The sequence below is a fragment of the Neorhizobium lilium genome, assembly GCF_004053875.1.
In the GTDB taxonomy this organism is placed as follows: domain Bacteria; phylum Pseudomonadota; class Alphaproteobacteria; order Rhizobiales; family Rhizobiaceae; genus Neorhizobium; species Neorhizobium lilii.
In genome coordinates, this window is the sequence record NZ_SBIP01000003.1 from 449,448 (window position 1) to 465,482 (window position 16,035).

Annotated in this window: 7 protein-coding genes; 4 read left to right on the forward strand and 3 right to left on the reverse strand. The window is 62.3% G+C overall.

The features are described 5' to 3' along the window. Positions 1-261: 261 nt before the first annotated feature. Positions 262-4,107, reverse strand: coding sequence for a peptidoglycan-binding protein (locus tag EPK99_RS14790; RefSeq protein ID WP_128443844.1), 3,846 nt, complete (start codon positions 4,105-4,107; stop codon positions 262-264). Between the two features lie 467 nt (positions 4,108-4,574). On the opposite strand from EPK99_RS14790, the gene EPK99_RS14795 reads away from it, so the two are divergent. The 3 genes from EPK99_RS14795 (at position 4,575) to EPK99_RS14805 (ending at position 10,269) form a co-directional block, all read left to right on the forward strand. After that, positions 4,575-6,368: an acyl-CoA dehydrogenase C-terminal domain-containing protein gene (locus tag EPK99_RS14795; RefSeq protein WP_128443845.1), complete on the forward strand. Its 1,794-nt coding sequence runs from the start codon at positions 4,575-4,577 to the stop codon at positions 6,366-6,368. A gap of 236 nt (positions 6,369-6,604) precedes the next feature. Beyond that, positions 6,605-7,813, forward strand: a complete 1,209-nt coding sequence (locus EPK99_RS14800; protein WP_128443846.1) for an acetyl-CoA C-acetyltransferase — start codon at positions 6,605-6,607, stop codon at positions 7,811-7,813. Between the two features lie 239 nt (positions 7,814-8,052). Further along, the gene (locus EPK99_RS14805) at positions 8,053-10,269 is read left to right on the forward strand and encodes a 3-hydroxyacyl-CoA dehydrogenase NAD-binding domain-containing protein (RefSeq protein WP_128443847.1); all 2,217 of its coding nucleotides are present in this window, start codon (positions 8,053-8,055) and stop codon (positions 10,267-10,269) included. A 136-nt stretch (positions 10,270-10,405) separates the two neighbouring features. On the opposite strand, the gene EPK99_RS14810 is transcribed toward EPK99_RS14805, so the two are convergent. Further along, on the reverse strand, positions 10,406-11,644 hold the full coding sequence (locus tag EPK99_RS14810; protein ID WP_128443848.1) for an OpgC family protein: 1,239 nt from the start codon (positions 11,642-11,644) through the stop codon (positions 10,406-10,408). Between the two features lie 191 nt (positions 11,645-11,835). After that, positions 11,836-15,348 (reverse strand): PAS domain-containing hybrid sensor histidine kinase/response regulator, encoded by a 3,513-nt coding sequence (locus EPK99_RS14815; RefSeq protein WP_128443849.1) that lies wholly within the window; start codon positions 15,346-15,348, stop codon positions 11,836-11,838. A gap of 187 nt (positions 15,349-15,535) precedes the next feature. Here EPK99_RS14815 and mscL point away from each other — a divergent pair, with 187 nt between their 5' ends. Beyond that, positions 15,536-15,967 carry a large conductance mechanosensitive channel protein MscL gene (mscL, locus tag EPK99_RS14820; protein ID WP_128443850.1) on the forward strand — a complete coding sequence of 144 codons (432 nt, stop codon included), beginning with the start codon at positions 15,536-15,538 and terminating at the stop codon, positions 15,965-15,967. Positions 15,968-16,035: the final 68 nt, after the last annotated feature.

Genomic DNA, 16,035 nt, shown 5'->3' on the forward strand with positions numbered 1-16,035 from the left:
CAACCTCGGGCAAAGGGCAAAAGCGACGCCACTGCCAGCGGCTCGCTATGGGAGCGCTGGCAGTGGCGGTGAAACAACCTCGTTTCACATGCCGGCTGAACGGCAGATGAAACCTCATCCGTGATGCGTCGGGGCAAGCCTGCAAGTCAATTCGCAAGCGCCGTCGAAGCCGTCCGTCGCTGCCGTTTCCGGGAGCGAGTGGCGGAATGTCCGCACCCTACCTAACCCGATCGGATCAGTCGTCTTAGCGTAACACTCTTGTCAGGTATTCCGGGCAAGCAGCGCCTTCACCAGCGCGTCGTTGATCTTGCCGTTCGGCTCCTGGCCCACGGACGTCTGGAAGGCCTTGATGGCGGCAACTGTCTTCTGGCCCAATTTCCCATCCGCAGTCCCGACATCGAAACCGTTCTTGTTGAGAATGGCCTGTACGTTGCGGATCGCCTTTTCCATGTCGATGGAAGCGGTCGTCAGCGGCTTGCCGGACGCTGCCCATTCGTCCGGTATGTTCACGGCATTGGCCTTTGGATCCAGCGTCTTCACCTGCCACTGGCTTACCTTGGTGCGGGCGCTGTCCAACTGCTCCTTGCGCATAGCCTTGGCCACTTCCTCACGCTTCTGCGCGGCGTCCTTGTCCCCGTTCTCGGCGGCAACGGCAAACCATTTGTAGGACTCTTCCAAATCCTGCTTCACCCCGTTGCCTCGCGCATAAAGAATGGCAAGGTTGAACTGGCTGTCCGCAACGCCGAGATCGGCCGCACGGCTGAACCACTGGACGGCCAAGGGATAGTCCGGCTGGCCCGTGGCGCCCGAAGCATAGAGCACGGCGAGGTTGTGCATGGCGCTGGCATTGCCGGCCTCTGCCGCCTTGCGGTAGTAGTCCGCAGCTTTGTTGATGTCGCGCGGGATGCCCGTGCCTTTTTCAAGAAGGTTGGCATAGCGGTATTGCGCCGGCGGCAGGCCTTCGTCGGCGGCCAGCTTGTACCATTTGGCGGCTTCCGCAAGGTCGGTTTGAACGCCGCGCCCTTCGGTATAGCGAATGCCGATCTGGTACAGGGCGTTGGCGTCGCCGCTTGCAGCGGCATCGGAGAGCGATTTTGGGGCGATGCCGGCAGGCACGACGATCGGCGCACGGGCTTCCGCCTTCGGCGCGGCAAAGCTGTCCGGCGCTGGCTGCATAGAGCCGGCCGGAGCCATGGCGGCGGCCTGGCCGTCCGCCGGCTGCGGGTCCGTCAGGTGCTGGTTGGTAACGCCGTTTTCTCCGGTCGCTTCCGGCGCAGGTGCCTGCCCGGTTTCAGAGGAGACGGCAGGAGCAGCAGGCGCTTCGTCCATGGAAGCAGGCGTTCGGGGCTCGGCCGATGCTTGCGGCTGGGCCGGTGCCACGACTGCATCCGGAGGAGCGAGGTTAGCGGGCGCGTTGAACGTCTTCACCAGCGGCACGGCCATCAGCGCAAGAAGAACGGCACCGACGGCCATCAGGATCGGGCGACGATGCTGCGAAAACGTGGCGCCGAGGCTCCTGCCGCCGGATACCGTTTCCGTGGAAGTCTTGCCCAGGGAAGTTTGGGCAGCCTTGCGCGCGCCCTTCAGCGCAGCCGTCTGCGACGGATCGGTTTCCTGTGCGGCGGCCTTGGCGGCGCGGCGGGCGGCGGCGATGTAGTCGGCACGGTCTCCGGCGTTTGTGCGGTCGGGGCCGAATTCGCCGGAAGCCTGGCTGGCCCGGACACGCTCGAGGATCTTCTTCACATCCGGTGCGCCGGTGCCCGGCTCCAGCAGATCGTTTTCGCGGCCGAGCGGCAACGCTTCGGAAGGATCGAGCGAGGGCGCCGGATCGACCAGGACGCGGCTGGCGTTCTGCGCGGCTTGGTCCCTGGCTCCAGGGCGGAAGCGGCGCGAAAGCTCCTGCAGCAGGCTGGTCTTGGGCGCCTTTGTCTCTTCCTTGGCGGGCGCTGCCACCATGTCCGATTCAGCAAATGCAAGGGTCTCGTCATTGACCGCGTAGGCGGCGGAGCTCTGCAGCTTTGCGCGGGTGGAAGTCTCCGGTTCCGAAATCTCCTGCCGCAGGGAATCGGAGCCCTCGTTCACGAAAAGCGGTGCGGCAGCTGGCATGGCCGGCGCAGGCGCTGCGCCGAACCGGTGGTCCATGCTGTCCAGCCGGTCGGCGATCTGCACGAGCGTCGTGTGCAGCGCTTCGAACGTATGGTGCGTGCGCTCTTCCGAACTGCGGGTCAGATCTTCCAGGTGGCGCAGGTCGTCGGCAAGGCCGGCAAGAGCCGCCATCTCGGCCGGGGCGATTGAAGCGCCATTGCCGATATTGTGGGAATAGGCCTCTACCACCGCCTCGGCTGCCTGGCGGGCCGCTTCGATGATGTATTCGTCGCTGGTCGCCATATAGTTTTCGATGGCGACCAGGCGGGTGTCCAGTTCGGGAGACATGCCGATCGTCGCCTGCGCTGGATAGCTGATCAGGCTGGAGAGATGGGCGATCTGGTCTTCAAGGCTTCGTAGAGCCTCGTCATCGCTGCGCGGAGCGGCGGCTGCTTCGTCCAGCCGTGCCGCGATGTCGCTCAGCCGGTCCTCGATGCGGCCGAACGTGGCGTCGTCTGTCGCCTGCTGTTGCCGTGGCTGGAATTCCAGTTCGTCGATGCGTGTGGCCAGATAGTCCAGCCGTTCCGCCAGAACATCGCTGACCGAACCCTGCTGAAGGCCGTCGATCTTGTGGGAGATATCCGCTAGGTAGCCGCCGAGATCGGGCTGCGAATGCCGCTGGGTCTGTTGCAGAAGCGCGGAAAGCTGGTCGAGCCGCTCTTCGAGCCGCATCGCCGCCTGTTCTTCGGCTAGTTCCTCCATGCGGCCGGCCAAGGCTTCGATCCGCTGCGACAGCATATCCGTCTGCGACGGTGCGGCGGCCGCATGGCTGATGTGGTCGATCTGCTCGGCGATGGAGCCGATGCGGCCTTCCAGCCGCTGCATCATGGACTGGTCTATCGTGGCGGCCGCCGTGGCGCGGCTGCCGGCGGCAATGGCGCGGCTGATCTCGTCGAGGCGTTCGTCGAGCAGGGCAAACTGTTCCGCAGCCGTCTGGTCGTTCGGCTGCATGCGCGAGCCGAGCTGCTCCATGGCGCTCGCAACCGTGATGAGCTTTTGCTCGAGCGCGTGGATGACAGGGTTGTCCGCCATAGCGCCGAGCTGGCCTTTGATGTCCTCGATCCGATAGGCAAGCGAAACAAGTTCGTCGCGTAAAGCGACGGAATCGCCCTCCTGGATGCGCCCTTCGACGTCCCGCCAGTGATCCTCCATCCGGCGGATGGAGTCCTCCCGCGCAAGGCCACCCATGGCCTCCCGCAACTCTTCGAACTCCTGGCGCAGTTCCAGCGCTTCGGGAGCCGACCTTTGGCCGAGTTGGTTGATGCTGTCAGCCAGGCGCGAAAGGTCGCCGCGCAGGTCGTCGGCCAGATGCTGTTCTTCCGCAATGGATTTGATCGAGCGGATTTCGGCACGAAGCGAACTCATCTCCCGCGCCACGCCCTCGGAAATGTCCTGCTTCAGCTGCTGGCGAAGATTGACCAACGCGTCGGCAATCTCGCGCATGCTGGCATCCGAAGCGGGAGCGCTGGTCGGAATGGGCGCGCGGGGTGCGGGGCGTGCAGGACGCGACACTGTAGCGTAAGGGGCTTGCGGCTGGGAAACGGGGCGCGGCGGCTCGCGGCGGGGATCCGGGCGGCGGACATCGTTGGGCTGAGAACCGACCGGATGGGAAGCAGTCGGCTCGTAGCGTGCCTCGGACACCCGTGGCTGCGGCACATCGGCGCGAGTTTCGCGTTCCGTTCGCCCGGTGTCGAGCATGCGCTGCCGTTCGCGGATCGCTGCCAGCGGATTGCCGAGCGTGGTCGAAGCGGCGCGGTTGACCGGCTTGGCCTGTGCCTGCGTCCTGGCAGCAAGCCATCCGTCGCGCCGGTCGAGGGTCTCGTCGCCCTGCGGCTTGGTCTCGCGCCCGGGCGCGCCCATCAACCCTTCGATGCGAGCTTCCAGCCCTTCGATCGTGCGGCTCAGCGCGTCGATGGATGAGGTGCCGCCTTGGGGCTTCGATGTGGCTCGTGATCCGTTCATGGGTCTTGCTCGTTTCGACGTTGTAACGGCAGGAAGTAGCGGCTTGCCGGCAGGCCGTTCTGATGCGGAGGATGGAGCGAATTTGCCGACGACACACCAACTCGACGCACCGCTCCAACGTCCCACTATTTTCCCGAACGTGGTAAATAAGCAGTTAACCCCGGCGTATTTTTTAACCTTTTCTAATCCAATAGGAGGTGTCGTAGATTGCCGTGGTATCCGGATTTGCAGCCAACGCGGCAGATCTTCGCAGTGTAACATGGCGGGAACGAACCCACTCCGGTTCGGCTCGCCGCGGTCGTGCCGCTGCATCTTCGGCGTTCGCTCGATCAAAGCGGGCTCGACAGTCCTTTAAATTCCGATTCGAGCCAGTCGCCGGTGATTGACGTTTACGCGCACGTCAAATAATAATGACGCCAAAGAGCGGGTGGTAGGGCTCGCGGCAAGGATTATTGAGGAGGCGATTCATGCCTGTTTACAAGGCGCCGGTAAACGATACGCTGTTTGTCCTGAACGATGTTCTGGGGTTGGAGCGCTATGGCAATCTGCCCGGCTTTGCTGACGCTACCCCCGATACGGTCGAAGCCATTCTTGGTGAAGCGGCCAAGGTTGCGGAAGAAGCGCTCTTCCCGCTGAATCTTTCGGGCGACCATGAAGGCTGCACCCGCCATGACGACGGCACCGTCTCCGTGCCGCAGGGTTTCAAGCCAGCCTACGACCAATACTGTCAGGCCGGCTGGATCGGCCTTGCCGTGCCGGAGGAGTTCGGCGGCCAGGGCCTGCCTTATACGCTGCACGCTGCCGTCGGCGAATATATGTCGTCCGCCAACATGTCGCTGATGATGTATCCTGGCCTCACCCAGGGCGCCATCGCCGCCATCCTCGTGCATGGTTCGGACGAGCAGAAGCAGACCTATCTGCCGAAAATGGTGGAGGGCACATGGTCCGGCACCATGAACCTTACCGAGCCCCATTGCGGAACTGATCTCGGCCTGCTGCGCACCAAGGCAGTGCCCACCGGCGACGGCGCCTACCGGATTTCCGGCCAGAAGATCTTCATCTCGGCCGGCGAACATTCGATGACGGATAATATCGTGCATCTCGTTCTCGCCCGTATCGAGGGCGCGCCGGAAGGCACCAAGGGCATCTCCCTCTTCATCGTGCCAAAATTCTTGGTCAACCAGGACGGCTCGCTTGGTGCCCGCAACGGAGTTTCCTGCGGCGCGATCGAAGAAAAAATGGGTATTCACGGCAATTCCACCTGCGTCATGAATTATGACGAGGCGACCGGCTATCTCATCGGCGCGGAAAACAAAGGCCTCTCTGCCATGTTCGTGATGATGAACGAGGCGCGCCTGGGCGTCGGCTTGCAGGGCCTGTCGATCTCCGAAATCGCTTACCAGAACGCGGTCACCTATGCCCGCGACCGCATCCAGGGTCGCTCGCTCTCCGGGCCGAAGGCGCCTGACAGGCAGGCGGACCCGATCATCGTCCACCCCGATATCCGTCGCTCGTTGATGACCATCCGCGCCTTCAACGAGGCCGGACGCGCCTTCCTTCTCTGGACGGCGCTGAAGTCCGATATCGCCCACCGCTCGCCCGACGCGGCGGAGCGCCAGAACGCGGACGACCTGCTGAGCCTCGCCACACCCATTCTCAAGGGCGTGCTGACCGACAAGGGCTTCGATCACGCCGTCATGGCGCAGCAGGTGTTCGGCGGTCATGGCTATATCGAGGAATGGGGCATGAGCCAATATGTGCGCGATGCCCGCATCACCATGATCTACGAAGGCGCCAACGGCATCCAGGCGCTCGATCTGGTCGGCCGCAAGCTGGCGTTGAACGGCGGTCGCGCCGTCATGGCGATGTTCAAGGAAATCGGCGATTTCTGCGAGGAAAACCGCGCCGACGAGGCGATGAGCTTCTACACCAAGGGGCTGAAAAAGGGCTTGAACGATCTGCAGGCGGCCACCATGTGGTTCATGCAGAACGCCATGGCCAAGCCCGACAATGCCGGCGCGGGCTCGACCGATTACATGCACCTCTTCGGACTGGTGACGCTTGGCTATATGTGGGCGAAAATGGCCAAGGCCGCACAGGAAAGACTTGCCGCCGGCGACGCCCGCGAGGATTATCTGAAGGCCAAGCTCGTAACCGCAAAGTTCTTCATGGAGCGGATCATGCCGGAAACCGCGACACGCAAGGTGCGCATCGAGGCCGGTGCCGACAGCCTGATGGAGCTTTCGGCAGAGGCGTTTTAAGGGGAGATCATACCCCCTCTGGCCTGCCGGCCATCTCCCCCACAAGGGGGGAGAAGACAAGCGGCAACCGCCCTGCCTTTTCGGCGTCGGCGGCGCGGCCGGGTTAAGCCCTCCCCCTTGTGGGGGTCATAAGGACGGGTTGAGACACGTGGCTCAACCCAGGCAGGTGGGGAGGGATCTTCTCTCCCGCATTGAGATTGAGGCAAGGAAAGTTGCCACCAGGGAGAGATGACATCATGACCGAAGTCTTCATTTACGACCACGTGCGCACGCCGCGCGGTCGCGGCAAAAAAGATGGATCTCTCCACGAGATCCCCTCAGTACGCCTGGCCGCCAAGACGCTGGAAGCGATCCGCGACCGCAATGGCCTCGATACCGCGACCGTGGACGACATCATCATGGGCTGCGTCGATCCGGTCATGGATGCCGGCGCCGTCATTCCCAAGGCCGCCGCCTTCGAGGCAGGCTATTCCAACAAGGCCCCGGGCATGCAGATCTCGCGCTTCTGCGCCTCGGGGCTTGACGCCATCAATTTCGCGGCCGGCAAAGTCATGGCCGGCTCCGATGACATCGTCATCGCCGGCGGCGTGGAAAGCATGTCGCGCGTCGGCATGGGCATGTCGGGCGGCTCCTGGTACATGGACCCTTCAGTCAATTTCCCCGCCTATTTCATGCCCCAGGGTGTGTCCGCAGACCTGATCGCCACCAAATACGGCTTCTCTCGCGACGACGTCGATGCCTATGCGGTGGAAAGCCAGAAGCGCGCCGGCCATGCCTGGGAAAACGGTTACTTCAAGAATTCCGTCATCCCGGTGAAGGATCAGAACGGCCTCACCATTCTCGACCGGGACGAGCATATGCGCCCGACGACGGACATGCAGGCGCTGGCATCGCTCAACCCCTCCTTCCAGATGCCGGGCGAAATGGGCGGCTTCGAAGCCGTCGGCATCCAGGCCCATCCGGAAGTGGAACGCATCAACTACGTGCACCATGCCGGCAATTCCTCCGGAATCGTGGACGGTGCTGCCGCGGTGCTGATCGGCTCCAGGGCCGGCGGTGAGAGCATGAACCTCAAGCCGCGCGCCCGCATCCGCGCTTTCGCCAATATCGGCTCCGACCCGGCGCTGATGCTGACCGGTCCGGTTGACGTCACCGAAAAGCTGCTGAAGCGCTCCGGAATGTCGATCGCCGATATCGATCTGTTCGAGCTCAACGAAGCCTTCGCCGCCGTGGTTCTCCGCTATTGCCAGGCCTTCGACATCAGCCACGACAAGATCAACGTCAACGGCGGCGCGATTGCCATGGGCCACCCGCTGGGCGCCACCGGCGCGATGATCCTGGGCACCGTGCTGGACGAGCTGGAACGGCGAGACCTGAACACCGCGCTGGTCACGCTCTGCATCGGCGCCGGCATGGGCACGGCGACGGTCATCGAACGGGTTTGAGGGGGCTATCCCCCCTCACCAACAAAATCTATGACTTAGCTGAAGCTAAGATCATGATTTTGTAACCTCTCCCACAAGGGGAGAGGGAGGGCGCCGAGGGTGCCGCACCTGTATCTCTCCCCTTGTGGGAGAGATAGCGATTTCAACATCTTAGCTTCAGCTAAGTGTTAGAAATCGTAATTGAGGGGAAACACTGGCGTCTGTGCCGCACAAGATTTCAAGGGAAGAGGAATCCCATCATGAGCACCTACAAGAATTTCACCGTCGAGACCGATGCAGACGGCATTGCGCTCGTTACCTGGGACATGCCGGACAAGTCGATGAACGTCTTCACGGTTGACGTGATGGACGAGCTGGAAGCCATCCTGAGCCAGACGGTCGCCGACGCCGCGGTCAAGGGGGTCGTCTTCACCTCCGGCAAATCCTCCTTCTCCGGCGGCGCCGATCTTACCATGATCCGCGGCATGTTCACCATGCTGGCCGATGAACGCGCCAAGGATCCCGCTGCGGCTGCGCAGAAGCTGTTCGACGTAGCCGGCCGCATGACGTGGCTGTTCCGCAAGATCGAGACCAATGGCAAGCCCTGGGTGTCGGCCATCAACGGCACCTGCATGGGCGGCGCTTTCGAGCTGTCGCTCGCCTGCCACGGTCGCGTCGCTGCCAACTCGAAGTCGGTGAAGCTCGCGCTGCCAGAAGTGAAAGTCGGCATCTTCCCAGGCGCCGGCGGCACCCAGCGCGTGTCGCGCCTTGCCAATGCGCAGGATGCCTTGCAGATGATGACCACGGGCCAGAACCTCACCGCTCAGCGGGCCAAGGCCATGGGCCTCGTGCATCAGGTGGTCGAGCCGGGCGAACTCGTCAATGCGGCAAAGCAGATGATCAAGGACGGGCTGAAGCCTGTCGCGCCTTGGGATGAAAAAGGCTTCAAGGTGCCCGGCGGCGGTGTGTGGACGCCGGCCGCTGCCCAGCTTTTCCCGGCAGCTCCGGCCATCCTGCGCCGCGAAACAGCCGGCAATTATCCGGGCGCGCTTGCCATTCTCAAATGCGTCTATGAAGGCCTGCAGCTTCCCTTCGACACGGCGCTGAAGGTCGAGCAGCGCTACTTCACGCAAGTGCTGCAGACGACCGAAGCCTTCTCCATGATCCGCTCGCTGTTCATCTCCATGCAGGAGCTGGGCAAAGGCGCCCGCCGTCCGGCTGGCGTGGAAAAGACACAGATCAAAAAAGTGGGCGTTGTCGGCGCCGGCTTCATGGGCGCGTCGATTGCCTATGTCACGGCCGCCGCCGGCATCCCGGTCGTCCTCATCGACCGGGACCAGGACGCCGCGGACAAGGGTAAGGCCGTCTCCGAAAAGCTGGTGGGCGAAAGCGTCGCCAAGGGCCGGCTGACAAAGGAAGAAGGCGAGACGCTGCTCTCCCTCGTCACCGCTACACCGGATTATTCGACCCTCTCCGATGCCGATCTCGTTATCGAAGCCGTGTTCGAGGACCGTGCGGTGAAGAAGGCCGTGATCGAGCAGGTCGAAGCCGTCATTTCGCCCACCGCCATTTTCGCCTCCAACACCTCTACCCTGCCGATTTCCGGCCTGGCGGAAAACTCAAAGCGTCCGGAGCAGTTCATCGGCGTGCACTTCTTCTCGCCAGTCGAAAAGATGATGCTGACCGAAGTTATCATGGGCGAGCAGACGGGCGACCGCGCCCTCGCCATGGCGCTCGATTTCGTGGGCAAGATCAAGAAGACGCCGATTGTCGTCAACGATACGCGCGGCTTCTTCGTCAACCGCTGCGTCTTCCGCTATATCAACGAAGCCTACGACATGCTGATCGAAGGCGTGCCGCCGGCTATGATCGAAAACGCCGCGAAAATGGCCGGCATGCCGGTCGGCCCGCTGTCGCTGAACGACGAGGTCGCCGTCGATCTTTCCCAGAAGATCATGAAGGCGTCGATTGCCGATCTGGGCGAGGCTTCCGTCAAGCCGGAGCATATGAAGCTCATCGACAAACTGGTGAACGAGCTGGACCGCCGTGGCCGCAAGAACGGCAAGGGTTTCTACGACTACCCGGCCAAGCCCGCGAAAAAATCCCTCTGGCCCGGCCTGAAAGAGCTTTATCCGCAGAGACCGGCCTCGGAGATCGACGTCGCCGTGGTGAAGCAACGCTTCCTCGTCACCATCGCTCTCGAAGCCGCCCGCACAGTGGAAGAAGGCATCGTGACCGACCCGCGCGAAGCGGATGTCGGCTCTATCCTCGGCTTCGGCTTTGCGCCCTACACCGGCGGCACGCTAAGCTATATCGACGGCATGGGCGTGAAGACCTTCGTGGCGCTGTGCGAAACGCTGGCCGCGACCTACGGCGAGCATTTCAAGCCGACCCCGCTGCTCATCGACATGGCCGCGAAGGGCGACACGTTCTACGAGCGGTTCGACCCTTATGGAAAGGTGTTGGAGGCGGCGTGAAAGGGCTTTCGCGAACCTGAAAACGGTTTGGCAGCTTCAGGATGTTGATCCTGACTGTTCTTCTTCAATATAGGGTGAGCGCGGATCGTAGACCCGCGCTCACCCTATATCACATCCTATGCAAGATTTAGCGGTCTCAGCGAACAACCATCTGCTGAGGCCTTGCGGGCTTCGCCTGCGGCCCTTGCGGGGAAGCGGGAGCCGTTTCGACGACGCCGAAGAACTTGTCGCGTTCCCGCCAGATGGCAGGCGCCGACAGCAGTGCGACCGAGACGAGTGCGATCGCCGTCTTGGTGAGCTCGCTGAGTTCGGGCGTACGACCGTCGAAATAGTAGACGAAGTAGACGATCCCCACATGCCAGACATAGACATAGAGGGAGTGGCGACCGAGCAGCTGCAGGTAGCGCAGCGAGAAGATGCCGCGGATAAAGCTGGCAATGCCGCGCACCCACGCAGCCTTGTGCTGAGGGCCAGCGACGATCAGCCAGGCGACGAGGATGCCGACGGCTGCGAAGTTCAACAGGTAGACAGGGCCGAAATCGGCGCGAATTTCCATGGAAGCGAACTTGCCGATCATATGCGGCGGCATCAGCTCATGCGCGGTGATGAGGCGCAGGGGCAGGAAGAAGGCGACCATCAGCAGCGCCATCTTCGGAATGAAGGTATTGTCGGGCGACAGGATATTGTTCCAGTTGATCTTGCCTGACGAGGTGAGCGCGCCCAGCACTAGGCCGGCATAGAATACGATCTGCCAGCCGAGCAGGTTGAACGACACGCGAATGCCCTGATCGTCGGCCCCCATGATCATGTCGTTGACCGGCGTGGTGACGATCTGCTGCAGGCCCAGCTGTCCAGCCATCCAAAGCACCAGCGAGCCCGCCAGCACATAGTGCCACTTATCCTCCAGCACCAGCTTGATCAGCATGGGCGCAAACAGCATGTAGACGATATATTGCGGCAGGATGTCCATGAAGGTTGGCTGGTAGAGGAAGGTGGCGATTGCCGCCAGCCGCAACGGGTCGTCGAAATTGGTGTAGCCCAGCCAGTTGAACCAGATCGTGTAGGCGCCCGGCAGGAACATGGCGGCGGCTAGCACAACCAGGACGATGCCCATGGCATAGCGGTAGAGCTCGAAGGCGCGGCTGTAGATTGCCGAACGACCGGCTGCATAGCCGTTCTTCATCATCTTGCGGGCATAGACCATGCCGATCATCAGGCCCGACAGAAAGACGAAGCCCTGCGCATCCTCGACAAAGGCAAGCTGGTTATGGTTGATCTTTACGAGCAGGTAGCCGCCGGCGAAAATCAGGTGGTTCAGCACCATGAAAACGAGAAAATATCCCCGCATACCGTCAATGATGTCAAAGCGTTTCATTGGTGCGGTCTCCGTCTCTGCCGGTCCCGAATGCGCCGCCGCCCGGTCCGAAAGGCCTCTTTGGGCCAGGATTTCACGCGCCATAACGCAGCGAAATGCAACGTGGTTCCGCTATAAAGCGTTGAATGCCGATCGGGCTGTAAACTGTACGTGATGACTGCGGCATGAATGGGAGACTGCCGTTTGGCAGCTCACTCCGCCGCGACCCGCCTGATGCCTGCAACCTGCGTGAGGTAGGCGCGGAAAGCTGCCGGGCGCAACGGCTTGTGTTGAAGGCCGATTTCGTACCGCTCCGCCTCGGCCCGAACCTCCGGGCTCCGGTCGGCTGTGATCAGCAGGGCTGGAATTTCTGCGGAATATCGGCTGCGAAGCCGCAGGATCGCCTCGATTCCATTGCCGTCGTCCAGGTGGTAATCGGCAATGATGATGTCGGGCGGAAGCTCCCCGCCGTCGATCAGGCCATTCAAGGCCTCGACCGATGCCGCCTGCCTCACGCTGCAGCCCCAGCCGCTGATCAGCAGCGCCATGCCCTGCAGGATCTGCGGTTCGTTGTCGATGCACAGGACCCGCAAGCCGTGCAGCGGCTGACGTCGGGTTTCCGTGCGGTCCGCACTCCGGCCTGAACGCGTTACGGCGACATCGCGCGACATTTCCACCCGGAACACGGTGCCGCGGCTCAACTCGGAATGCAGCCGCACCGGATGGTCGAGCACACGGGAAATGCGATCGACGATCGAGAGGCCGAGGCCGAGGCCATCCGCGGTCTTGGCGCCCTGATCGAGGCGGGCGAACTCCTTGAACACGGTCCTGAACTTGGAGGAGGGGATACCGATGCCGGAATCGAGCACGTCGATTACCACCCGGTTGCCGCGCCGCCTTGCGCCGACAAGCACCTTGCCCGTCACCGTGTATTTGATGGCGTTGGAGACGAGGTTCTGGATCAGTCTATGCAGAAGGTTGGCATCCGAGCGCACCCGCAGCGATGTCGGCATCACCACGAATTGCAGCTTTCGCTCCGCGGCCATGGGAGCGTGGTCGGTCGCCACGCGTCTCAGAATGTCGTCGAGCGCGACCGAGGTGATGCGCGGCTGCATGCCGCCGGTATCCAGCCGGGAGATGTCGAGAACCGCACCCAGGATCGCTTCGACGGAATCGAGCGCCGAGTCGATATTATGAACGAGCGTGCTGTTGCGATCGTCGGCGGTGCCGAGCCGCTCCACCAGTGTGGAGCAATAGAGCCGCGAGGCGTTGAGCGGCTGCAGGATGTCGTGGCCGGCGGCCGCAAAAAATCGGGTCTTGCCGAGATTGGCCTCGTCGGCGGCGGCCCGTGCTTCGGCCAGTTCACGGTTGACGCGGGTGAGTTCCGCCGTGCGCTCGCCGACACGCTGCTCCAGCGTTTCGTTGGCCTGCTTCAGCGCCATGTCGGCCGCCACGCGGTCGGAAATATCGGTAAAGGTGGCGACGACGCCGCTGTCTGGCATGGCATTGGATCGCACTTCGATGATGCGCTCGCCGCTCTTAAGCACGAGCGGAAAGGGCGCATCGAAGGTCTTGAACTGGCGCACGACCTCGCCTTGAGCATCGGGGGCGATATCGCGGCGCTCGGCAAGGATTGCCACCATGTCCTCAAGGGGGAAGCCGACCTGGCCCACATGGTCCGGCAGGTCGAGCAGGTGGCGAAAGCGCCGGTTCCAGATCGTCAGGCGGCCGGCACTGTCGAACACGGCAATGCCCTGGTCCATCTGGGAAAGCGCGTTTTGAAGCACGTCCTGGTTATATTGGAGCGCCTCGCTCGCCTGGTCGAGAAGCCAGGCCGTGTCCGCGCTTGCGTCTTCAGCCCGCTGGAGGATGAGCGACAGCACGAGGCGCGCCGAGGAGGAGCCGATCGCGCTGCCCAGAAGCTGTTCGGCGAAATGCACCATCGCCATGTCGGCGGGTTGTTCGTCGCTGAAACGGCGGCCGGCTTTCTTCTCGTAATTGGAGAAGGAGCGCTGCATCCGCTCCTCTCCCAGGTAGCGGGCAATCGCTGCTTTCAGATCGCCGACACTGACGCGGGTGGTCCAGCCGCGCGTGGCAAATTGCGAGCGCAAGTGCCGCTTCACGAAAATTCCGGCCTGCAGACGCTCCAGCGGCCGCGGATTGCGCGAGAGCGAGCCGAGCACGAAGGCGAGCATATTCAGTGTCAGGCTGAAGATCGTGGCGTTGACGAGCGGGTCCGTGCCTGGCCCGGCGAATATGGTCGTTCCAGGAAAGACGAAGTTCAAAACGGCAGCGGCGATATAGGAGTTGTCGGGGCCGCCGAGGCTCGGCAGAAACAGCATATAGCCCCACGCAAGGATGCCGAAAGACATGCCCAGAATCGCGCCGCGCGCATTGGCGCGTCGCCAGACGAGCCCGCCGAACAGCGCCGGAGCGATTTGCGCGATGGCGGCAAAGGCAAGAAGCCCGATCGATGCCAGCCCCGACTGGCTGTCGGCCATGCGGTAATAGCCGTAACCCAGCAGTAGTACGGCGAAGATCGCCATCCGCCGGATGTTGAGAAGCGTGCGGGTCAGGTCGGCCCTTTGGCTTCCGCGCGATGCCATAAGCTTCCGGCGCAGGAAGATCGGGATGACGATGTCGTTCGACACCATGATGGAGAGAGCGACCGACTCCACCACCACCATGGCGGTCGCTGCGGAAAAGCCGCCGATGAAGGTGACGAGCGTGACGAAGGGCAGGCCTTCGGCAAGCGGCAGGGTGAGGATGTAGAGGTCGGCATCTCCCGCGCCCTTGAAGGCGATAAGCCCGGCAATGGCGACGGGCAGGACGAAGAGGTTGATCGCGACGAGATAGAGCGGGAGCAGGAAGCCCGCCACTTTCCGCTCCCTCGCCGTGCGATTCTCCACCACGGTCACATGGAACTGACGCGGCAGCATGACGATGGCAAAGGCGGAAAGCACGATCAGTGTTAGCCACCGGCTGATCGGCGTCTCGTAGGAGAGCGCGGCCTGGACAAGCGCATTGTCCGCTGCCTTTGCCATCAGGTCGGCGGGGCCGTCGAACAGAAAGAAAAGCACGGTAAGGCCGATCGTTGCGAAGGCCACCACCTTGACGACTGATTCCATGGCGATCGCCAGAATGAGCCCGTCCTGATGCTCGGTTGCATCCGTATGCCGGGTGCCGAACATGACGGCGAAGCAGGCCATCAAAAGCGTTACGATCAGCGCGAGATCGACGAAGTAAAGATTGCCGCTGCCGATCCCGTAATCGGACGGGTTGACCATGGCGGCGACGGAACTGGAGACAGCCCTCAACTGAAGCGCGATATAGGGAACCGAACCGACGAGCGCGATGATTGCCACAATCATGGCGACGGTGGAATTCTTGCCATAGCGGGCGGCGATGAGATCCGCCGCCGATGTGATCTTCTCGGCCTTGGCGAGATCGATGATGCGCCGGATGACCGGCATGCCGAGGGTAAAGGCGAGGATCGGGCCGATATAGATGCCGGTGAATTCCAGCCCGCGCTGGGAGGCAAGGCCGACGCCGCCGAAATAGGTCCAGGACGTGCAATAGACGGCAAGGCTCATGCCGTAGACGATTGGCCGCCCGCCCTTCGGCACGCCCGCAAGGCGGCTGCGCCTGTCGCCATAGCTCGCCACGGCGAACAGCAAAAGAACGTAGGCGAAGGCGGCGACGAAGATGATCCAGGCTGGCAGCATTGCTCCTCCCGCAAGATTTTGCGGCCCCATCCGACATTAGGGGAAAAGCATGGGCTTGGAAATCGCACCGGGCATCAGCAAAAGGTCCAATGACCTGCCGTGATCTTCGCGTCTTCGATCTTCCCAGCCTGGAAAATTACGCTAATTTGGTTGGGCGGCAGCAAGGCTGCGGATAAGGGGAAACACTATGTCGGTCGTCTCGGAATTTCGCTCGTTCATATCCAAGGGCAATGTGATCGACCTGGCGGTCGGTATCATCATCGGCGGCGCCTTTACGGGCATTGTCACCTCACTGGTCAACGATATCGTCATGCCGTTGGTCGGCGCCCTCACAGGCGGCGGCTTCGACTTTTCCAACTACTTCCTGCCTCTGTCGAGCGCGGTCACCGCGCCGTCGCTGGCTGAGGCGCGCAAGCAGGGCGCTGTCTTCGCCTATGGCAGCTTCATCACCGTTTTCATCAATTTCGTGATCCTGGCTTTCATCATTTTCCTGATGGTCAAGGCGGTCAACAAGATGCGCGCCGCTGACAACAAGAAGGCCGAGCCTGAAAAGGAGGCACCGCCGCCTGCGGATATTCTGCTGCTGACGGAAATCCGCGACCTTTTGAAAACAAGGTAACTGCTGCGTCTTGCATGTGAGATGGGGACCGATCACAAGAATCGATCCCCATCTCACGGATTGTCATG